This is a genomic window from Fusibacter sp. 3D3, assembly GCF_001748365.1.
Classification (GTDB): domain Bacteria; phylum Bacillota; class Clostridia; order Peptostreptococcales; family Acidaminobacteraceae; genus Fusibacter_A.
This window is the reverse complement of the sequence record NZ_BDHH01000002.1, coordinates 190,866-213,411: the sequence shown is the minus strand read 5'-3', so window position 1 is coordinate 213,411 and position 22,546 is coordinate 190,866. Positions and strand designations below refer to the sequence as shown.

At 39.1% G+C, this 22,546-nt stretch carries 21 protein-coding genes; 1 reads left to right on the top strand and 20 read right to left on the bottom strand.

The window, feature by feature from the left end:
• Positions 1-21: 21 nt before the first annotated feature.
• From F3D3_RS02935 to F3D3_RS02850, 18 genes are all read right to left on the bottom strand, one after another.
• Positions 22-1,782, bottom strand: coding sequence for a hypothetical protein (locus tag F3D3_RS02935; RefSeq protein ID WP_069871060.1), 1,761 nt, complete (start codon positions 1,780-1,782; stop codon positions 22-24).
• Complete coding sequence (locus F3D3_RS02930; protein WP_069871058.1) at positions 1,779-5,198, bottom strand: hypothetical protein; 3,420 nt, start codon at positions 5,196-5,198, stop codon at positions 1,779-1,781. Before F3D3_RS02930 ends, F3D3_RS02935 begins: the two co-directional genes overlap by 4 nt.
• Position 5,199: 1 nt before the next feature.
• The gene (locus F3D3_RS02925; protein ID WP_069871057.1) at positions 5,200-6,063 is read right to left on the bottom strand and encodes a hypothetical protein; all 864 of its coding nucleotides are present in this window, start codon (positions 6,061-6,063) and stop codon (positions 5,200-5,202) included.
• Entirely contained in the window at positions 6,044-7,396 is a 1,353-nt protein-coding gene (locus F3D3_RS02920; RefSeq protein ID WP_069871055.1) for a hypothetical protein, read from the bottom strand. Before F3D3_RS02920 ends, F3D3_RS02925 begins: the two co-directional genes overlap by 20 nt.
• The gene (locus F3D3_RS02915) at positions 7,393-11,601 is read right to left on the bottom strand and encodes a DUF6603 domain-containing protein (protein WP_069871053.1); all 4,209 of its coding nucleotides are present in this window, start codon (positions 11,599-11,601) and stop codon (positions 7,393-7,395) included. Before F3D3_RS02915 ends, F3D3_RS02920 begins: the two co-directional genes overlap by 4 nt.
• 243 nt (positions 11,602-11,844) lie before the next feature.
• A complete protein-coding gene (locus tag F3D3_RS02910) occupies positions 11,845-12,537 on the bottom strand; it encodes a cytochrome c biogenesis CcdA family protein (protein WP_069871052.1) in 693 nt (230 codons plus the stop codon).
• Complete coding sequence (locus tag F3D3_RS02905; protein ID WP_069871050.1) at positions 12,534-13,127, bottom strand: co-chaperone YbbN; 594 nt, start codon at positions 13,125-13,127, stop codon at positions 12,534-12,536. The genes F3D3_RS02910 and F3D3_RS02905 overlap by 4 nt, the downstream gene beginning before the upstream one ends.
• 122 nt (positions 13,128-13,249) lie before the next feature.
• Positions 13,250-13,525, bottom strand: a complete 276-nt coding sequence (locus tag F3D3_RS02900) for a hypothetical protein (RefSeq protein WP_069871048.1) — start codon at positions 13,523-13,525, stop codon at positions 13,250-13,252.
• A gap of 36 nt (positions 13,526-13,561) precedes the next feature.
• Positions 13,562-13,966 carry a putative zinc-binding protein gene (locus F3D3_RS02895; protein ID WP_069871046.1) on the bottom strand — a complete coding sequence of 135 codons (405 nt, stop codon included), beginning with the start codon at positions 13,964-13,966 and terminating at the stop codon, positions 13,562-13,564.
• A gap of 1 nt (position 13,967) precedes the next feature.
• Entirely contained in the window at positions 13,968-14,369 is a 402-nt protein-coding gene (locus tag F3D3_RS02890; RefSeq protein ID WP_069871045.1) for a putative zinc-binding protein, read from the bottom strand.
• Complete coding sequence (locus F3D3_RS02885) at positions 14,362-15,219, bottom strand: putative zinc-binding protein (protein WP_069871043.1); 858 nt, start codon at positions 15,217-15,219, stop codon at positions 14,362-14,364. The genes F3D3_RS02890 and F3D3_RS02885 overlap by 8 nt, the downstream gene beginning before the upstream one ends.
• The gene (locus tag F3D3_RS02880; protein ID WP_069871041.1) at positions 15,212-15,505 is read right to left on the bottom strand and encodes a ferredoxin family protein; all 294 of its coding nucleotides are present in this window, start codon (positions 15,503-15,505) and stop codon (positions 15,212-15,214) included. Before F3D3_RS02880 ends, F3D3_RS02885 begins: the two co-directional genes overlap by 8 nt.
• Positions 15,506-15,886, bottom strand: a complete 381-nt coding sequence (locus tag F3D3_RS02875) for a hypothetical protein (protein WP_069871039.1) — start codon at positions 15,884-15,886, stop codon at positions 15,506-15,508.
• 57 nt (positions 15,887-15,943) lie between these two features.
• Positions 15,944-17,338: a dihydrolipoyl dehydrogenase gene (lpdA, locus tag F3D3_RS02870; RefSeq protein ID WP_242877065.1), complete on the bottom strand. Its 1,395-nt coding sequence runs from the start codon at positions 17,336-17,338 to the stop codon at positions 15,944-15,946.
• A gap of 51 nt (positions 17,339-17,389) precedes the next feature.
• Entirely contained in the window at positions 17,390-17,749 is a 360-nt protein-coding gene (locus tag F3D3_RS02865) for a metalloregulator ArsR/SmtB family transcription factor (protein ID WP_069871038.1), read from the bottom strand.
• A gap of 207 nt (positions 17,750-17,956) precedes the next feature.
• Positions 17,957-18,184, bottom strand: coding sequence for a hypothetical protein (locus F3D3_RS23985; RefSeq protein ID WP_069871036.1), 228 nt, complete (start codon positions 18,182-18,184; stop codon positions 17,957-17,959).
• A gap of 169 nt (positions 18,185-18,353) precedes the next feature.
• Positions 18,354-18,929, bottom strand: coding sequence for a class I SAM-dependent methyltransferase (locus F3D3_RS02855; protein WP_069871035.1), 576 nt, complete (start codon positions 18,927-18,929; stop codon positions 18,354-18,356).
• A 92-nt stretch (positions 18,930-19,021) separates the two neighbouring features.
• On the bottom strand, positions 19,022-19,588 hold the full coding sequence (locus tag F3D3_RS02850) for a TetR/AcrR family transcriptional regulator (RefSeq protein ID WP_069871033.1): 567 nt from the start codon (positions 19,586-19,588) through the stop codon (positions 19,022-19,024).
• Between the two features lie 176 nt (positions 19,589-19,764).
• Here F3D3_RS02850 and F3D3_RS02845 point away from each other — a divergent pair, with 176 nt between their 5' ends.
• The gene (locus F3D3_RS02845; RefSeq protein ID WP_069871031.1) at positions 19,765-20,670 is read left to right on the top strand and encodes a ketopantoate reductase family protein; all 906 of its coding nucleotides are present in this window, start codon (positions 19,765-19,767) and stop codon (positions 20,668-20,670) included.
• Between the two features lie 285 nt (positions 20,671-20,955).
• Here the strand turns inward: F3D3_RS02845 and F3D3_RS02840 are convergent, their stop codons facing one another.
• Both F3D3_RS02840 and tnpA read right to left on the bottom strand, forming a co-directional pair.
• On the bottom strand, positions 20,956-22,047 hold the full coding sequence (locus tag F3D3_RS02840; RefSeq protein WP_069871029.1) for an RNA-guided endonuclease TnpB family protein: 1,092 nt from the start codon (positions 22,045-22,047) through the stop codon (positions 20,956-20,958).
• Complete coding sequence (gene tnpA, locus F3D3_RS02835; RefSeq protein ID WP_069871027.1) at positions 22,044-22,445, bottom strand: IS200/IS605 family transposase; 402 nt, start codon at positions 22,443-22,445, stop codon at positions 22,044-22,046. Before tnpA ends, F3D3_RS02840 begins: the two co-directional genes overlap by 4 nt.
• Positions 22,446-22,546 lie beyond the last annotated feature (101 nt).

Here is a 22,546-nt window from a genome sequence, read left to right as displayed (position 1 = left end):
GATTAACACTCTAACCTTGATTTAGACTTCATAACACCATAAAATACCCTCTTTTGTCATCAAAAACGGTATATTATTCATACTTCCAGTCCAAGGCCGATAATCTGCCTCTAATGGTGGCTGAAAGGGTGATGCGGATTTAAAATCATCCAAATTGATCATCCAATCCGCCGTGAGCAAATACATCACACCCTTTGTTGAAATCATGCTGAACCACCCCTCTACGATCTTGTTTGTAGTGCCCATATCAATCCAACCATTACCTCCCATTTGGTTGACCTTAACAAACCCATTTGTGGTTTCATGCACTGCTGCATAAAGATTATCTCTTAAACTTGAAATATCATAGGTATCCATCTCTTTATCTTTATAATAAAGTGACATGCCCCATTTGCCTTCAAAAACTGCCTCTGGGGTATAAAACATGAGCAATGGTTTACTCAAAGCGCCATAATAAGATGTCCCACTTCGATTGGTCAACTGCCCTCCTGTATTTCCTAAATCCGCAATTGCATCGCTAATTGTCCACACTTTCTTATTGAAGTCATAAGATGCAACCTGTATAAACTTAGAATCCTTTTTAATAATCCCCATCACAATAAATGTCGCCCCCGCAACTGTAGTGCTATAGGCGTTTAACGTCATATTCAGATCTAATTCTAATTTAGAGACCTCTTCCCAATTGAGCAAGTTAGCGCTTCTATATAAGGTCAAATCACAAAATAAATAGCTGTTTCCGCCATACGCCCACACACGTCGATCAACGTTCTGCACCTCTTTTGAAAGATCAACGCCTGTCGTCTGACCTTTCTTTACCCAAGGGGTTTTTTCAAGTTGAAGCGCCGTCATGGCTGCATAGGGCCTAATCCCATCGTATCCATTTGCTGTTGCTGTATAAGTGTCTGATTCTGGAAAAATAGTTGCTTGGCCAGATGTTTGAACTTGCCCTAGCGAAGGTGCGATTTGAACTGATGTTGCTGATGTACTCTCCCAGTATAGTGTAATCGAATCCCCTTTATGATAGTAAAGGCTGTCTGACCATAATCTTATCGTTGGTTTCTCGCATCCAACTTCAAGAGCTGCGCGTTCCGTCATCCCCATGTCATTTTCTGCTGAGAGTTCAAACTTGGTGGGACCAGTGACGGTTACAGCTCTTGAACCATCGGTTTCCACTTGTCCAACACCTGTAATATAACATTTTTGAGCGTTGAGCACCCGCCACGAAAGCGTTGTCATCTGACCAATTGCCACTGTATCTGGGCTTGCTGTAAAATACTCAATATCAACAGGGTATCGCTTATAGAGATTAACCGCCACAATTTTGGTTTTTACATCTGTAAAATTTACAAAATAGGCTTCCAGTGTTGTTGACCCTTCTTTTGCAGTGGTATAAAACGCATTGGAATGGAACGACGCACGATAAGTGTCAGGAAAATCAAAATCATTTGGTGGTGTCACAATAAAGCAGGCATTAGGATCAGACCATGTCATGGTCCATCCTTCTCCAGTGATCGTTGTAAACGTCGTATTGGACGCTTGCTGAATTGTGCATAGATCATTAATGCCTTCTCCCAAGCTCAGACGAATGTATATTCCAGCTTTGGCATCTTCTTCTTTAAATAAAAAAGTCTCCTGATTCCAATTTTTCAGATATTGTTTTGCATATTTGAGGGGTACTTTTTCAAACTCAATGGTGAATGCATTGTCAATCGCCTTTTCCTTTATATAGACAACACATGGCGGTGCAATACTGCATTTTATAATGTAATCTTCTGAACTCATTTTTTACGCTCCTTCCGTTTTAAAAAACCTTCGAAATAAATCGGATTGGTTTTATCGAACACATTTTTCGGTTCAGTAACGGAACCCGCATTCACATAGACATTATCTTTTGTCCAATACCAAGACCATTCCGTGACATCCTTTGAGAACAGCGGCAACTTAATCTGATCCGCATTGCTGACAATCGGATTAACTTCAAAAGAAAAATCCAAATTGGCAAGTACAGGTTCCACATGTTCCGCTGGTATGCTCTGTTTAAAAGCAGGAAGCATTCCCGTTCTAAAACTCACATCAGCCGTCGCTTCCATTAAAAGTGTAAACTCAATTCCAGCGCGATCCGCTGCAGATACACAAATAGGGGAATCATAGCTTAAATACTGAGTCTCTATAGACATCTTTTCTGTATTGTAAATGCAATGCATCTTATCGTACTGATGACTTAAATCTAATAGATCAGGGAAAAATCCAACTGAACCATCGAGCGACCTTGAAATGTCTCCAATATAGACGGGTATTTTCACCTGTTCATAGCCATAAGTGATCTGCCTACCAAAATCATCTGATTTTTGAGAATATTCAGGTTCACCCGGTAAATCCAGTGAAATCCTCGCTCTTGCAAGTGCCAGCGGACGGCTCCAACCGGTAAAAAAATCTTGGTCATTATTATAGGTACAGGTCATATCAATACGTTTTTCAATGAGAGCCATTAAGCCATAAAAAGCAGGATCTTTGTTGTCATTATAATGAAGCAGTGCCCTTAAAAAAGCTTTGGTATGATCGCTGATAAAAGTAACTGCATCTATGTCTGAAGGCTCTCCTGGTGCACTAACCCATCGGACTTCTGGTGAATTGTCGCGATAAACCAGATTCATTCTGCCTTTAAATGAACCATCGGCATCATATACAGCGAGTGCATGATTCAAAAAATCAGGGTATAAGTAACTGCACACAGGCGATGTTTCAGGATCAAGGCAACTCACTACCGAAGCCTCTTTAAAACTGATCCAATCAAAGTTTAGTCTTGCACCTTGGGCAAAACGTGGTGATAGCTGCCCCGTCGATGCCTTTGCATACAGTTCTTCAGAAAAAATAGTCTCTTTTAAAGTAGAATTAACTTGTTGGCGAATACCGAATGTATTGACAATATTGACTTTATCGACTTGTAAAAACCCTGCACGTATAGGGAAAAAAGGGGCATTGGGTACAACTGTATTTGGAAGTCTCCCCCCCATTCCCTGAATCACTTGTTCTGCAAGTTCTTTATATTCATTTTCTGACATAATCGGTATTTGCAAAGTTTCATCTAGTGATAAAAGTTGAGTCCATACACCACTTAACTGTTGAGATAAAACAGCCAGTTGCCTAGTCTTTTCTAAAGCTTTCTTCAAAGCTTCATATAACTTTTCATCTGCCTTGTAGCGTTCCATATTTTTTTCGAGCGCATATTCTAAAAGTTTTGTCGAATGTGGGGTCAGAATGGTACGTCCTTCATAGCTGTATTCCTCTGTGACAGGTTCCTTCGTGTACTCATAATCCATATTGTTAAAAGTCCACCCTTCAAGGGAATTATCAGGATCAATGGCTGTTCTTGTTGGCAACCACGAAATCTGCCATTCTAAAAACAAGGATATCCAAGGTTGTATCCATTCACTGTAAGCGATTGGCGATGGCATTGTGCCCTTAGGTTTCAAATCTGGATCCGCTACTTTTTGGTCAATCCACGCAACACACGCTGGACTAAAGCAAACCGCCTCACAAAAAAGGTCTGAATACTGCTTTGGCAATTGCTCTGGTATATGACAATAAGAGAGAATTTGTGCTTCATCAAGGCTTGTTTTTGTGCCCTCAAGAGCATCCACTAAGGTCGTTCGACACATCAATGTGCCAGATGCCGTAAATCGGCCATCTTCTCCAAAGGCGTATTGGCGACTAATACCAGCACCTCCCAGTAACAATGCAGGTGGCTTGCCCTCATAAAAGGATTCACGCTTAACGGCTTCTAAAAGAATTTCAGATTTCAACGCTACAATTAGCCCCTCCAACTTTTCTTTTGCCGTTTGAACAGACTGTTCCGCTTTAACCGTATCCTCCAGAACCGTTTGAATGCTTTCTAATAGTCGGTTGATCTGTGCAACAATTTCTTTTTCGGATGGATTCGGTGTCACCCAAGGTGCAGGTGGATTATCCATTAAATCCACATACCGCTGCCATGCACTAAAGAGATTTTGACGTTTTGAATTAAGATTTCCAAGGAGCTGATCATAGTTTGCCTGTGCTTCGTTTAGCAAAGTTAACTGCTTGCCAGTCCCTTTCTCAATCTCACCCATGACCTTGAAAATATTCTGATTATGAGTCGTCTCTTTCATTCGAATCTGCCATACGATTCCGCCATAAGTCGGATTGAATGCTTCTTCATGCAAGTGGTCTTCTACTTCAGCCACACCATCAATCCCCTCCAAATAGTTCAAGAGGTCATACTGAAGCAGCGCTAGAAAGCGTTCTAGCACTTGACGCTCTTCTTGATTTTCAGGACCGTATAAAAGTGCTCGATCTTTTTTAACGGCACCCATTTTATCAGCAATCATAGCAGATAAAGCTTCTACTGAAGTATTGCCCACTGCTGCATTGATTACACCCGTTGGTGTATTCGAAGGATAGTCATAATGCGGTCCTCTCCAAGGCACAGTATAGACCATCCCCTGACAGATCATTCGCTCCGCTTGTCCACCCTCACCCGCTACAGACCATGCATTGTTTTCCAAATAAGCATTATAGGCTTCTGCCGTTAATTGATACAAAGGATCTTCTTTTTCATCTGAAAAATAACCCATAACAAAATAAGTCAAATCGCCAGAGGGCATATCTTCTAAATTGTCATGAAAACCAAACACACTGCTACAATTAGGATAATAAGCTGCGAAAGTGGAATCACCAGGGCCAACTGCCGTCAGCTCTCCCAAATAAGTTTTGCCTTCGCTTGGTGTTTCATCTGTTTTATAAGCGCGACCCAGAAATCGATATGGTGTTTCCTCATCTGTGAGATAAGGCACCGTAACACTATATGTATTATCCAGTCCTAAATAGTCGCTTTCCACCACCCAGCTTTTACTTTCAATTTTATCTCCTACCCACAACCGCGTTACCAGCCAGCGATTTGGAATTCGTTGATAACTCAATTCGCCATCAGCTTGCGTCATCGCATGTGTTAAGGCATCTGGAAGAATAAAATGCAAATGAACGCCAACATTCAAAGGGTTTAGGCTTTCAAAGGGTTTGGGATCTAGTTGACCTCCCAAATGCGTTTTGTTTTTTAAATGGGTATAATTAGGCGCAATCGAAGCAATCTCTTTTGCTTTCATATTCTCATCATTCGTCACATATGCTTCCACCGCCAAAGGTACAAATAGTACACTCATCTCACTGCCCCCTTTCAAAAACACATTGTCCTGCTACCGAAAGCATTTCTAAAGCCAACTGCGGCGAATCCATTTCATTCGTCGTCGTGTTCAACGCCCTTGAAAGCGTCTCTCTGAGTTCAGTCACCTTTAACCTTCCGTTATCTGCTACAGGCACTGTTACCGTCACCTTTACCTCGGTACCTTGTTGGTAAAGCGGTTCGCCTTCATGCCCTTCATCAATTCGTCTGACGTCAATTTTTCGATCTTGGCTTCGAGTCCCAAAATGTAAAACTTCTTTGGGTTCATACATTCTAACCGCATCCACTTCGCCTTCAAAAATACAGATTAATACTTTATCCGACAATGTCTCCATGCGAAGAATATCCCGTTGAGTTTCTCCCATAAACCCTTTGACTTCAATTGCTTTCCAGTTAGAGACCAAATCCGAACGCATGATAAACCCAGAAAGTGGCGTCTGGACTTCTGTTGTCATGCGCATATTCTGCGGTTTATGATTTGAATGCATCCTTTCATACCTTGATAGACGTACACTTGCTTTAGCGTTTTCATATCGCCTAGGTAAGTGCTCTATGGATTGTACAGCTTCATATTGCGTCAGTGCACCAATGCTAAATGCACCGTCTACCAAGGCTTGGGCCCAGTGAGGATCCACATTAAAAAAGCGAATGGATTCAACAGGCATCTCCCTTTCATCTACCACCAAGTACGCAAGTGGCACTTCTTTTAATAAGATCAACTGACTCATCCAGTTTTTGACTTCTTCGGGCAAAGGTATTAGCTCTGCAGTTATCCATTTTGTATGTCTGTCGCTAAGGCTTTCCCTATTGGGATGGTCTTTTTTCTTATTTCTCCAGCTTTTCATCCTGATCCCCCTTTTTTTCAAGTTTTGTATCTATTGAAATCGGTGCAATGAGTTCATTTTCCAGTAACTCTTTGGACAAGGTATTGACCCAGAAATCTATAATATCGCCTTGTTCCATCTTGAGTCCAAACTGCATCTGTGCTTTAAAAACGGACTTATTGGCTTCTAAATGCTTCTGTCTTGATATATTCTTTTTCCATGTAATCAATGCAGATGCAATAGCTTGGTTCTTTAGAATCAATAGTCTGCCCAGCTGCCATGCAGCAGAATAGGACGCATCCATAAGGCCATGCTCTGGATCATAGATCATAAAACCATCCGCAGTATGCTTTGTGATGCGCGGTGATGCTTCTGGTGGATAAGGTATGAGCGGTCCACGGTATAATGAAACTGTTTTTTCACCCGTCCTTGTTCGGTGATGTAGCGGAATCTGTCCCCGTCTCAACACTTCATTTTCAGTCATTGCCAAAGGTTTACTGTCAATATTGGTAATGATATTCCGAAAATCTGATTCTCCTTTTTGAGTTGAAAAGACATGCCAACTAAACAGCGATACCAATCGTACTGTTTTTTTCTCTTCCAGCTCAGCATACTTTGCGCCTTCTGGCAGATAGCCTTCGTAACCTTCTAAAGAAACTAAATGTATTGTGCTTTTTTTCATATCATTTTCACCAGAGGGTATAAATCGATTGGATACAACTACAGAAAAATAGCCATCCATAGAGACCATATCATCCACTTTATCATGAAGATCCAGCAGTTTGACATGAGTCAAGTACTGAATCTCATCTTCCCTTGGCATAATCTGACTATACAAATCAAGCGGTAAATCGATCACGCAGCAGATGCTATCTGGTTTTTCCGTACAAAGGGGCATCTGCTTTAATGGATAAAAGAGCGCTTCATCTGAATTTTTAAACAAATCTTCTAAGGTTATATTCTTTGCAGTGATCTGCTCCTCTTCCGAAATGCAAATGAGCGCCAACCATGGCAATACTTGAATGTCCTGATCCTCTTCAACAAATCCATCTGCACCCACTCTTATTGCCTTGGGCAATATAGAATTCTCCCAAGGATAACTTTTCTTCTTAAAAGTGATATGGGCAATAGAATTCCCATAATTACTAGATCCATCCGATGGTGGATAGAGGGTCTGTATCTCTTCAACAGGAATAGTAAAATGAGCACCGGTCACCTGAAAAGGCATCTCGGATTGATAGGTATCTGTCTGAGGCGTTGTAACCTCCTGTTTTACTTCAATCGAACCTGCCCCGTTAACAATAGGGGGTAGACATACTTTCATCATTTTAAAACGTTCATTATTGGCTGTCATATCAGTACCCCCAGTATCATTTCTTCTGTGAAGATGTTATCTGCTTCTTTTGCCATCTTTTCCAGATCGATATTTGTATCAAAATCAAACCCAACTGTATTCATACTTTGAATCCACTCTTTACGCTTATTGCAAACATTATCCGCCATAATGGTTTTCGAAAAGGTCTCAATCGGATGCTCTTGACTATGACTTGGGAGTTGCCAAGGCAGATTCCAAGTAAATAACCGTTCAATACAGGCATAGATGGACAGCTGATTCAGATCGATATAGCCGTCTTTTGGAAAAGTGGTGGTTTTCCGCTCAACTGGCCGAATTCGAACCCCTATAGCAACACCTTTAATGAGTTCTGCCTCTGATTTTTTAATGCCCCAAACCGCATTCGGCAAACTGGCATAAATGGGTTCACAAATCCATTGAAGCGGTTCTGCTTCCGAATGCTTCACGGTTATTGAAAAAGTAGATTGAAGCGTCTTACCTTCTCCCATCGGTAGTACACCGACTTGAGGTAAGTCCTTGCTTAAAACAATTGCCACCCCATCGAGGAAAAGGGCTGTGATCGGTATTGCGGATTGAATGATGAATTCTGCACCCTCTGCGCCAATTGCAGGAACTGTTTTATCATCAACTTCGTTCTCTCCACGCTGACCGTTACCGAGTTTAACAGATAAAGGCATCACAGTCTGAGGCTCTGTACTATGGGTATCTGAACCTCTTTCTTGATTTGCCACTTGCGCCCTTTCATTTTCAGGAAGGAATGAAGTGGCAAATTCATTCCAGTTGAGTTTTGGTGGACTTGTTGGCGACCCCGCGCCGAAACCGATGGTAAATGAAATGATATATAAGGATATCCTGGCTTCTCCGCTGAATTCAGGTCCCCATATGTGAAGGCCTGCTGACAGTTCGACGTTAATAGTCGTGTGAACAAACAACAAATGCACTTTGACCGAAACGCCAAAGCCAACAAACAACCTTGCATCATAAAAGAACGGTTTCCATCCGATATAGAAGTCCGCTTCTGCTTTAAACCAGGCTTTAATACAGCCCTTTGAATAAACTGCAGCCAAACGGCCACCTGCCATTAATGCTGAAGGTGTCAATGCAAAATAGAGGTCTCCACTGAGTTTCAAATCTGATGTTACATCCCAATGGAAGCCCAATCTTGGAACAACGGGATAATGAGCAGGTTTTTTGTAATCAGGATGATATCCCCCTAAAGTGACGACAAAGTCACCCGCATATTCACCAGAAAACCAGACATAGAAGGCAAATCCACCTGTGAGCTTACAATTTTTAGAAAGAATATAAGACTCTGATGTGAGTTTTGCCATCATTGAAAACAATCCAGATTTTGGATTAACAGTTATTTTTAAAGCAAGTTGTGCAAAGGCAATCGGTTCTATATGACTGCCCAAATTAGGGGGCACACTGACTTGTGACAAGCCCAATAGATTGATCTCAGTCTCATTTCCAAAGGATACGGTAACCAGAGCAAATGACTCAATCATTTTAAAAGAAGTAAATTTGATCCCCGCAGCAAGAAAGACTTCGCCTTCTTCAATGGTTAATTTTTCTTTTAACTTAATGCGCATTTGATCTTGATCTATGTTGCCAAGTGCACCACTGACTAGAGGAAAATTGGCAACACCATCAATGTCAGGTATTTTAACGCCCATGTTGTAACCAAAGCTTGCAGCTAAGCCCGTAACAAAAAAGACTGGTGGTCCACCAAAATTTTTATTGACCAGTGCAGATACAAACAGCGACTTTCCACTGTAGATCCCCATTGCAAAAATAGCAAGATCGCCCGTTTTAATCAAAATTTGACCCTCGTAACTTTCTTGATCCCCCAGCGTGGATTTGAGGAAAGCACCCCCTATGGATAAGACCCCGTTGTCAAAGGCAATTTTTAGGCCTGATAGATAAAAAGCGACATCTTTAGGATCGTCAAGTTTTAAACCAATCCCTAGCCCAAGTAGCCCCAGTTCAATAGGTTTGGATGCTAAGGCTGCATCTAAAAGGAACGCGATTCTGCCATCAATATAACCCACACCAAATCTGTAAAACTCAAAAATACTGAATGATTTATTCAACGTAAACCATTTGGTCATACCACTACTTGAATTGTCCGCAGTAACCAAAGCATTTAAATTGCCATCTCTATCTGTCAAATCATACATGCCACTATGTGTCAGCCCGTTTTGATTAGGTGCACTTTGATAGATTTGTAAAATGAAAGGCATCTCATAAATCACGCCTAAAATTGCAGCACCGCTTAATGTGCCTTTTGCTTTATTGTCTTTAGAAGAGGCATATAATTCCAGATGCTCAACCGCAAGATTATCCAGCAGGTGTAGATACGTCCCTACAATCGGTAGCATGGACAAGGCGATCTTGTCATTTAAAATAATATCCACGATATAGTCAGTACCACTTATAACAACGTTAATTTTTTCAAATACATTGGTTTCTACGTTTATAGCAAGCTCACCCTTATCGATGTCATAGTCCAAACGGACGCCTGAGATGTAAAAATTTAAGTCAGAAATAACCGATGGCACATCCTTTATACCAAAGAAGTTCAGTATTTTCACCAAGGTGATCACATCTTTATCACTGAGCGGTTTCCATTCTGCAGATACATGGTTATTAGAATTACTGATTTTTTTAGTATCAAAGTCATATGTAACGATGAATTCATTGCCATCCATATCCAAAATGCCTTTAAATTGACCTTTATAATTGCGCTCATTACCCATCAGTTCTGACTCGATGGTAACTTCTGCACGGATTTCAAAAAGCTTATCCAATATTGTAGGGTCTGCTTTCGCTGTTATCCGATTCTTAGCGTGCGCTTTAAAGGTTTTGCTTGTTAAAGCAAATGTCACTTGAACATCATAAAGGGTTATCTCTGGAATCGGCAAAGCTGTAATGCTTTCAATGCCAAGCATCTGCGCAAAACTGACTAATAACCGATCCAAATAAAGTTCTTCTTTCGCAGGAAATCCACCTTGCAGAGTCCATCCGCTTTCAGAATCATAGGTGCCTCCGATTTGAACATCAAAATCAGAGATGCTAATGGTACCGATAATGATAAAACCCGTGATCACTTTGTCACCAATCGTTTGACGGTAAAATCCAATTTTGATTGTTTTCAACACCAGACTCTCAATGCCAAAAAATGACCAATTGCTATCAATCGTTATGGTGACATAAAATTGATTGAGTTGTTTTAAACTATAGGGGGCATCCATTGTGAAAAGCCATAGTGTTAGATTTTTGCCTTCTGCTACCTCTTTGGGAAATACAGATAAGCCATCCGTGATTCCAAGAAGATCCCCAACATCTGAAAGGGATGGCAACGGGCACCCCGTATTGCCTGTTTCAACGCCAAATTCGAATGCTTCATCACGCATTTGAAGATAAATAGGTAACGACGTCGTCGCAATGACCACACTGCCTTTTAGGCAAAACGAATAACTGGTATTTCTTTTTTGCAAAGAAACACCAAAAGATTTAATCCCCAATTGATCCGTAAGTAAAAGGTCACAACCCGTATCCACATCCGCTGTTAATTTGTCCCATATACTTTCGCCCTTGCCTTCATATCCGAGTAAAAAACGCTTAACTGCCACATCAGGAATCACATCACTTGGAATTCCTAGGTGTGCGTAATGATCTAATGCTTCCATTAACGTACGCGTTGTGAAGGATTCATCTGTTGTAAACTCGATGCACCACTTATGGCCCTCATATTGATAGTTTCCAGCGGCGTGAAAATCAAGATCAGACAACTTGAATAGCCCCGACAATGTACCGGTTATTAGATTGACGCCGATCTGTTTTTGAAAATGCGTTATCACTTCTGACACAAAAAATACATTCTGCTCATCCAATGGCATCTGCCACGATTTTGGCATTACAGCAGAAACGGAGCAAATAATAGCTTGGGGGTTATCCTTGGCATTTTCGAAGATTACTGTAAAGTTGACATCGTTTTGGCCTTCCAAAACGGTATGACCTTCCAAGGTGATTTTATCCGCAAATTGATAAAACACTTGTCTGATTTCAAGTGTTGTCACTTGATAAGCTTCATTTAGAAGTGTCGATATGTCATTTGTCTGTGTGGTTGTTTCATCCGAAAGTAGAAATTGATCGTCTTTTATGTATGATTCCATCCGTTTAGCAATGTCTTGTAGTTCCATTTTTTCCACCCTTTCTTTATTGCCCTTAGGCCTTAGAATAAGGACAATCTACATGCTGTTTAATTGACCTGAATTAACTCATTTTCGTTAGATACCCACTTATTTTATTTTCTACACATAATTCTAAAAATATTTATTTAAGGTCTAAAATCGACTTATTTTTCCATTTTTAAAAATGCTTTACTTTAAAGAAAAAGGCCTCCTATATAGCAGAGGCCTCTTTTTCTTGATCTTTTTCTTGATCTAAAATCCTAAATAGAACATATAGAGTCCTATTAATAGAATCATCAATCCCATAGCTATTTTTAACAGTTTACTTAATAGACTGTATTTTTGACTTGCCATGATTTTTTGAACAAACCCTATGGATGTGCCTGCAACAATAACCAGTAAACTGTGTCCTATAGAATAAAACAAGAGCAATAACATGCCCCAAACCATATTACCACTTCTTGCAACCATTCCGAGTAAAACGACTAAAACCGGGGTTGCACAAGGCGAAGAGAAAAGCCCTCCTAAAATTCCAGCAACACACGCTCCAGTGTATCCTTTTTTTATACTTTTAGACGCAAAATAAGTTGAAGGTATGAAATGATATACTTCCCATATCTGTAAAGCCATTAAAACCATCAATACGCCAAGTGCAATATACCACACTTGACTTGACGTGCCTATCAATCTTCCCGCTAGAGAGGCAATCGTACCCATCGTTGTAAATGTTATGGCCATTCCAGTTGCAAATACAAGTGACAATTTAAATGCTTTTTTTGTATTTCTACCACCTGTTCCTCCCACGTATCCAATAACAAGTGGCACACTGGATAATGCACATGGTGTTACTGATGTGAGAATCCCCGCGACTAAAGCGATCAATGGGGCAATCCACATATGCTCTGAGATTAGAGTCGATAAGGTTTCTAGCCATAAATCAATCATTCTTCTAGCCCCATTTCTCTCAGTGTCAATATCATTTGCTCTTCTGTAAGCCCCCCTTGATGTGTTGTAAATACATGTTCTCCAGTATCTTTTAGGGTGTATTGTATGAATTCAATACTCATTTCTTCACTTGGAAAATAGGGCTTACCCGCAGAATCTATTAAAATCTGAGTTGGAATAACTTCCACTGGATAATTAGTTGCCAGTTCTGGATACTTCCAGACATCGGCAAATAAAATAATCGCTTTTCCTGCAAGATCTTCATTTAGCTTTTTCAATACAGGCGCCATTTCCTTACACGGATTACAAGAATCAGCACCAAAATCTATAATAATAGGCACTCCATAAGTTTTTAATTTTTCTAGATCTATTGCTTCTGTCACCTCCAGAGGAAAATAATCTTCTTCCGAAGTTTGCTCTGGAAGTTTATGCTCTGATGTCTTCCCTTGTGATAAAATTAATGACGTATCCTCTGCTGTTACGGGTTTGTTTTTATAAATCCATACACCTCCAACAAGCCCAATGACCAACATAACGATTCCAATCTTTATCACTATTTCTTTTTTCCTGCTACTCTGTTTGTCATTCATCTGTAAATGCTCCTTAACCTTATTTACTTTACTAAACGCTTAAAAGTATACGCTGTAAGAAAAGATCTCACAGCGTATACTTTTGAAGTTAATAAAAACCTTACTGAGTTAATCTTATCCTTTTAACACCCACAAGCTGTCCGTTTTACCGAAAACCCATCTCCACTTTTTACAATTACAGGATTTTTCAGAGCCACCAGTAAATGCTCTTCAACTACAAACGGAATGCCATCCTCTTCAAACAAAACATCTCCATCCATTTTATCACTAAGTTCAATATCAAATAAAGGTCCTTTACACCCAACGCTGGTTACAATAAATCGTGCTGCAGTTTTTCCTTTAGCAACAAGCGTTTTTTTTAAAGCTTCACTTACCTCTGTACCTATTTTAATTTCCATATACATACCTCCAATTTTATTATATTGAACTGAGGACTACTCCGCAACAATAGCATCTACTTTTTTACAAATTTCTTCTGCAATTATATCCACCATCTTATAATGAACGTCTGTTAAATCTCTCGCTGAAACCATTTTTGAGAGTACAACATCTTTTCCAAGTAATTCTGAAATGATGACAGTATCCTTTACCTCACCCGAATATTTCAATGTTGCTATTTTGGCACAAGATTTATCACAACCATCCACTGAAATCACTGGAAATTCTTTTGCAAAATTGCGTTCCTCTTCTCCCCCCGCAATATAGAGCGGAAGACAAAGTGAAACAACTCTACCTATTCGCAACTTTTCCATGACCTTTCGAGTGGCCATTCTTGCAAGCGTTCCTCCAAGCATTTCTTCGCCGCTACACGAAAGGACTCCGATTTGAACATTTGGCATATTACTCTACCTCCTTTGCAATTTCTATAGCCTTTGCTGCAATTCTATCTGCTAAATCATCCGTGATAATCCAACCCTCTTCTGATAATGCCGTTCCATCTCCAGCATTCTTCCCGCGATGTTCTTTCATTATATCCACAACCCTGAACTCTGCCTTCACAATACCGCCAGAAGCTTTAATACTCTTAGCCGCACATAGTGCCGGACAGCCATCTACTGAAATACAATTTAACCCTTCTACTTTTGCACGTGCTTCATCATCTCCTGAGACAATATGCGCTAAACATGCTGTTTCACAAATATCAGATGCCAATACATCGGTTACACGCAATGCCGATTCTCTCGCCATTAGACCAAAAACTTTCCCAATGCCACTGCAAGGCACTACCTTTATTTTAGACATGAAATTCATCCACCTTTCTTTTTAGGACTGGAAAATAACCTTCAAAATCATGTAGCAAGTCCTGATCTTCTTCAAAATCTGAAAGTTCAATTTCTGCAATCCACCCTTGCTCATATGGATTTTGATTAATCAATTCAGGCGCATCCAGCAGTCTTTCATTTACCTTAATGATCGTACCACTTACTGGACTGACAATTTCAAAAATTGCTTTTCCAGACTCAATATTCCCCGCTTCCTCAAACTGTTCAATTTCCATACCGACGCTGGGCGGTGTGAAAAACATGATGTCGGAAAGACTCTGCTGAACAAAATCTGTGACACCCAACCGCGCCTTATTGCCAACAACATATACCCATACATCATTTTCATTGAAATAGAACCCCTTATTCTCTGGGACTCTGAAAAGAAATTTGTCTTTTTTATATTCTTGATAAATTAAAGATGGCATTTGAATGAAATCATCGAGGGTTGATTCAGAGGGTTTATCTGCCGTAAGAATTCGATTGACAAGTGTCATTGCTAACGCTTTTCCAGCTTCGTTTATAGGTATGCTTAAACCAATATCAATACCTAACGTCTTAGCTTCTTCGGTTATATTCATTTTTTCAGCAATCTTCAAACCCTTTTCAGAAGCCAGTTTACTTGCACATCGCGTCCCACAACCATCAATTACAAGCAATGGCAACGCCTCTATAACACTGCTGTATTTGGCTTCCGCTACTCGGTAAAAAACTGGGCAGATAATTTCACTTTTACTTTGTTTGCTTAATTGAATCGCCATCTCTCCTGAAATACAGCCTGCACATTTATCAAGGCCATTACAAGGCAGTACTGCATAGGCCTTATTCATTTGAGCTCCCCTCCTTGCGAATTTTCTTAATATATGCGGTGGTTTCATTTTTATCAGGAAAATCAATCGCATCTAATCCGCAAGTCTTTCCACATGCACGACAGAATACAACGCAATTGTGAGGATTCTTTACGATCAACTTAGGCTTTGCATTTTCATCTACCAAAAATACATTGTGCGGGCAAAACTCAACGCACTCCATACAATCATTACACTTTGAATAATCTATACGTGGACTCCAATCAATTTTATCTCTAGGAACGCCCATAAATGTCGTTTCACTCATTTACAATTCCTCCTCATAGCCAAGTTCTTTTAATGCCTCTTTTACCACCTCAAAAGCCTTTTCATTGCTCATATCGCGAATATCTAGCATGACACTGTCCTTCTCAACATCAAGTCCAGCATCTGTAAAAGCTTGCTTAAACATTTTCTTTTGCATATTGGGCGCACAAGCGCCAATGATTACTTTGCGATTCGCTTTTAGAAAATCCGCAAGAAAACGATCTCCATCTTCTTCGCAGAGTTGCGGATGAATAAACCCATATTCTACTGGTAACTCTACCCTAACTTGATTGATGAAATCCCAAATATCCATTGCTTGAAATCCTGGACATTTCCCAGTACATACACACATGATAAACCCATAACGTTCTTTTTCTTCCATTGAGATACCTCCTACTTTTTAGTAAACTCATTTTGTAAATAACACCTGTTTATTAGATTATAGTGCATGAATCGCCCTGCCTATCAGATCTCCACAAGCTTCCCATATTGCTTCACTTAAAGAAGGGTGTGGATGTATCATATCCGCTAGATCACTGGCATTTGCTTTTAAAGTAATCGCAAGTGTAAGTTCAGAGATCATTTCAGAAGCATTTACGCCTAAAATCTGGCCTCCAATAATGATGTTCTCTTGATTTGCTATTACTTTTACAAAACCCTCACGTTCACCTAGTGTCAAGGCTCGACCGTTGTTTCTAAAATTAAATCGACCGACTTTCACAGAGATCCCTGCTTCTTTTGCCTCATCTTCTGTCATTCCAACCGAAGCAATTTCAGGGTTTGTATATATACATGAAGGCACTGCACCATAATTTAATCGACTTTTATATCCTAATGCATTTTCCGCTGCGATTTTACCTTCCATAAAGGCCAGATGTGCGAGCAACTGCCCCCCCGTAAGATCACCCGCCGCATATATACCTTCAATATTGGTTTCCATGCTTTCGTTTACAACAATAGCACCTTTTTCAGTATTAAAAAGCAAATCTCCAAACATATCTGTATTCAATTTTCTACCCACAGCAATTAAAACTTTCTCGCAGGTTTGAACTTTGTTTTTTTCACCCATTTTATAGTTTATTTCTAAGCCCAATTCTGTTGTTTGTATTTCTGTGACTTCTGCTGATAATTTAAAGGCTATCCCTTGGCGTTTCATAATTTTTAAAAGTTCTGATGCCATTTCGATATCTTCGCTTGGTAATATTTGATCATTTATTTCAATTACAGTAATTTTGCTTCCAAGTGAATGCATCATAGAAGCAAATTCTAATCCAATGACACCTGCACCTACTATGACCATACTTTTAGGGATATGCTCTAAACTCAATGCTTCATTACTTGTGATAACACCTTCTGCTTCAATCCCTTTAATGGATGGCAACATTGGCGCTGAACCCGTCGTCAGGATTATTTTTTCAGAGCTAACCTCTATCAGTTCTTCTGCTGTTTGAATACAAATTTTTCGGTTAGATGTCATTCGGCCCTTTCCCTTAATAAGGGTTATGCCTTTAGCCAAAATTAATTGTTCTAGACCCATATTTAAATTTTTAACAATCCGATTTTTACGATCCACAGCGGCATTCCAATTTATAGTCTCAACACCACTGATGATTCCAAATTCTTTCGATTTGTGAATAGCTGCAACTGTTTCAGATGTTTTTAGAAGCGCTTTTGTCGGTATACACCCTACATTCATGCACACACCACCCAATTCTTTTGCCTCAATCAATACCACTTTTGCACCAAGTTGAGCCGATCGAATAGCTGCCACATATCCAGCTGGTCCACCGCCCAAAATAGTAATATCACAACTTAATTTTGTCAATATTTTCACATCCTTATCTTAGTATATGTGTAAGCAGAGTCTAATTGTTATTTCCATTCATCAGACTTCCTCTCTTAACCTTCTCGCGCACATTGATCCGTCTTCAGATTTTCGATTAAATCGATCCACATCAATCATTAATTGTGGATAATTTTCTATTTTATTTAAAATAGTATTCATAATCTCTTCGTGGACAGAGTCAGCAAAATTGGTATAATAAAAGACCCACTGCCCTTGCCTTTCATCTCGTACATATCCCATGTCACGTAATCGCGCAAGATGCCTGGAAACCTTTGGTTGAGATTCCTCGAGCACCTCGCAAAGCTCACATACACACATCTCTTTTCGAGACAACAGCACCAGTATTCTGAGTCGTGTCTCATCTGAAATTGATTTAAAAAACTCTATTAGATGATTCATGTTTATTTCCTTTCTCGGCTTTGTAATTTGTCACTCTATACTTAGGTTTACACCAATATGCTTATCAATATAGATATAGATATACGTATATATGCATATCCGTATATCTATATATTAAATCTTCTTTGCTCATTCGTCAATGTCTTTTTTTGCATTTTTACTATGGAACTAAAAAAAGGCTTTCGCCTTTTTTTAGTTCTAAATGTTTTATTCGTCTTTGTCTTTTTCTTTGTCTTTGTCTTTTTCTTTGTCTTTGTCTTTTTCTTTGTCTTTTTCTTTGTCTTTTTCTAAGAAATCACAATGCTCTTCATCCTTACAGCTTATATCACAATACATTTGTCTACCGCGTTCCATTGCAGATTTATAATTTGAAACGCCAATAAATCCTATTATAATTAAAACAACTGCACCAAGTAAAATCGTCTGAATGCTCATAAGTTCACCTCACAAATATTAAAAGCGTTATCAGTCATATCGATAACCATAGATCTATACTGATATTATACCAAACGATTGTTAAATCAAACGATCTTATTGTTAAATACAGGTTAAATCGCAACACAGTTCTTTAAACTACAATCTGATTCGATCCATTATAGGTATTTTATCTTTCTTCATGATTTATTTTCTGTAATTTAAATACCGGATATTGACGTTTCATTTGAGTGAATCTGCCTTGTTTTAACATCTCAACTGGCCTCCAAAAAGGCACAGCTGTCCATATGGCACAAATGCCATTCGGCTTCAGAATACGACTTAATTCCACCGATAATTGCCTTAATGAAATCACAGGAGATGGCACCACACCGTATAGGACTATCACATCAAATGAATCGTCCGCAAAAGAAGTGCTATGTGCATCTTCACAAGCTACAGTTACATGCTCTATCTTGAGAGCCTCAACTTTTTGAGCCGTCTCTTTCACCGCTAAAGGGTGAATATCCGTTGCAATAACTTCCCCTAAATTGCCTGTCACCTTTGCAATTTCTGCTGTAAAAAAGCCGGATCCACAACCAATTTCAAGCACTTTTTGACCTTTTAAAATACCTGCTTTTTCAACCAAATTTGATGGATTGTTATACTTATAACGTTTAGGACTATCCAGCCATTTCAGCATTTTTTGATAATTCGCTGCTGACTTTTTAGATTCTGCATTAAATACAATTTCTTTTAATTTCATGTGCTCCTCCTTTTTAAAGGAACAATCGTTCCTTTAAACTTCAAAAAATAACTGCCTGTGGCAGCTACATAAATTGACACTCTAACCATGCCTTACAATAAAAATTGTCTGATACCTTCTGTGTGAAAATCTGTTAAATGCTGCAGATTCTGAATGAGATGTGTTTCATCTCTATGTGCCTTGGCGATGTGTACAATCCCCTTTATCAAATTCATTGCGAAGACACTGGATATTAAGTCTTTGTCTTTGACCTTCTCATTCATCTGAGCCCGAATATGGCTCTGTAATTGAGTGATCATTTCATCCTGAAAGCTTTCATATTTTGTGCCCTTGCTCTTTTCAAATAAGAGTAGGAACTGGTCTCTGTTCGCCACAATCATTTTTCCTAATCCAAAAGTAATGTTTTGATTTAATGCCTCTGTTTTATCCTGATGATTTAAAAAATCCACAAGTCCAGAAATCAGTTGTTGAAAGATTGGCTCCGAAACGGCATTGAACAGCATTTCTTTATTCTCATAATACAAATATAAATTGCTGACGCTGATGCCCGCTTCTTTAGCAATGCCACGTGTTGTCGTCTTTAAAAAGCCATTCTCACAAAACAGTTTTTCAGCTGCCTGTAAGATCAATATCCGAATTTCATCTTTTAATATTTGCACAATAAAGAACCTCCGTTCTTTATTAAGATACCACCCTTGTTTCTGCTTGTCAAGGTTAGATTTGAGAAAAACCGGATTTTGAAACTCTAACTGTAGAAGGAATATGTGAGAAATGTTAAAATAGATAAAAACACACAAGGTCCATTAAACCTCATGAAATGCGTAAAGGAGATCATATGAAAATAACATTAATCGGGCTGGGCGCAATCGGCGCTTCCTATGCAACACTTCTAAATGCCTGTTCTGAAGTTGAGCTCAGCATCGTACTGGATGAGAACAGACTAGAACGCTATAAATCGAGCGAACTCAAGGTAAATGACGTCGTTCAGCAGTTTAATTATTGTAGTGAAATGGCGCAGGTATCCCCTGCAGACCTCGTAATAGTCGCAGTAAAATACAATGATTTACCAGATGCCATAGATGCCGTTAAGCATCATGTTGGAAATCAGACAGTGATTATGTCCCTCTTAAATGGTATTGATTCTGAAGAAATCATCGGTTCCGTCTTCGGTATGGATAAAATGATTTATAGCATGTGTCTTGGGATTGACGCCCAAAGAAGTGGACTCAATGTGACTTACGGTTCTGTGGGCAAAATTGTTTTCGGCGAAAAATCGGGGGAAATGACACAGAGAATAGAGGCAATTGCCGAGATTTTCACAAAAGCGGCGCTCCCTTTTGAATGCCCAAAAGATATGTATAAAAAACTTTGGTGGAAATTCATGATCAATGTCTGTAGCAACCAGCCTACTGCAATCCTTGGCGCAAATTACTATTTCTTAAATACCTCGGATGGTCACGAGATCATGCGATTGATTATGGGAGAGGTTAGACAAATTGCCATTAAAAAAGGCGTTGAAATCACGGATTCAGATTTCAACGCTTGGCTGGAAATTTTAAATACAATGGTTCCTGAGTCAAAGACCTCTATGCTTCAAGATATTGATGCCAGAAGACTTACAGAAGTAGATATGTTTGCGGGCGTTATCAGACAGCTTGGCAAAGCACATGGCGTCCCTACCCCTTACAATAATCTCATGTACCATATGATAAAAGTAAAGGAGCAAATCCATTTGAAATAGAGGCAATCCCATTGGTGTAGCCAAGGTATTTTTGTCTTAAGCGTATGGCCCATTCATACTTTGACTGAATGGGCCATACGCGCCTTTTTATCCATGCTTCTATTTTTGGGGCGCTGGTGCCTTGATCACAATAAGCTTTAGCACCATAGTCTCTAAGTTTTTAACATTCATTTTAGTGGTGACATACTCCCACCACTTAAGAAGTGGGGGCTTCTCGTTCGAGTAGCCTAACGGCTACAGCATAAGCGAGCTATCCCCGTGCGTCCCACGGTTCTAGAAGTTCGTTTACGCTAATAATATGCGCATACCTTCATTTTTGATATTTATACTTGCATTGTAATCCCTGTCCATTGTCATTCCGCAATCTTCGCAATGATATGTGCGCTCTGAAAGCAAAAGGGTATTTTTTACTTTTCCACACTCGCTACACATTTTGGAACTTGGAAACCACTTGTCGATTTTAATCAGTTGTTTACCTTGTTCCATCAACTTGTAATCAAGCATAGACACGAACATCCCAAACCCATTATCCATAACACTTTTACCAAAATTCAACGCTTGTGACATCCCCTTCATGTTCAAATCTTCAATACACACAGCATCAACAGCATTGGTTATCTGCTTTGACTGCTTGTGTAAAAAATCCTTACGTTGGTTGGTCACTTTCTCATGAATTTTTGCTACTTTTATCCTTTGCTTGTTRCGATTTTTACTTCCTTTTTGACACAAGGATAGCTTTCTTTGTTCACGCTTAAGCTTGTCGAGTGATTTTCTATAATATCTAGGGTACTCTGCTGATATKCCATCAGATGACACAAAAAGCTCTTTCATGGAAAAATCTAAMCCTAACAATGTTTTWGGTTGAACGGCTTTTATCTCTTGTTCATATTCAAACAAAACACTGGCAAAATATTTTCCAGTTGGAGTCTTGCTCACAGTTACAGATTTAAGTTTATAATCYTTWGGAATAGATCTGTGTTGCTTGATTTTCACAGCTTTAAGCTTGGGTAAAAYAATACAACCATTTTCTAACTTAATATTTCCGTTCACATAATTTGTTGTATAGCTTTTCTTATTATTTCGCTTTGACTTGAATTTAGGAAATCCAACTTTAGGCTTTCTAAAAAAGTTATTATATGCTGTTTGCAAATTTATTTGTACATTAGMAAGAGCAAGACTATCTACTTCCTTAAGCCATTCATATTCCTTTTTGTATTGTGCTGGAGTATTGTTTAGCTTTTGCTTCATTTTCTCGTAATGCTCAATTTTATCACTCAGCATCTTGTTGTATATGAAGCGTACACAGCCGAACGTCTTAGCTATTAGCACTTCCTGTTCTGAATTTGGATATATTCTGAATTTGAACGCTTTATTCAATGCTTTTCACCTTGACTTTCTATATATTTCTTAATGACTTCAATGGGTGCACCACCAGTTGTAAGTAAACAATAACTTCTTGACCCAAAATATTCCTTCCAGAGATTCTTGCGAATTGATTGAAATTCCTTTTTGAGTAGCCTTGAACTTGCACTCTTATAAGCGTTAATAAACTTTGATAATTCACTATTTGGGTGCGCTTTGAACAATATATGGATATGATCACTGTCATGATTCCACTCTAACAATGTTATATTGTAGTTTTTTGCAATGTACTCGAATATTTCTTTAGCGCTTTCAGATGTTGCATCATCAAATACATTCCGTCTATATTTAATTACTAACACAAGATGATAATACAGCAAGAACACCGAATGATTGTTATTGTCCATTTTCATTTATATCCAAACCCTTTTACACACTACTACTGATTATATTTTAGCCTATTTCAAAGGCAAAAACCACCGATTCATCTCCCACCTACACTCTCACTGCGTGA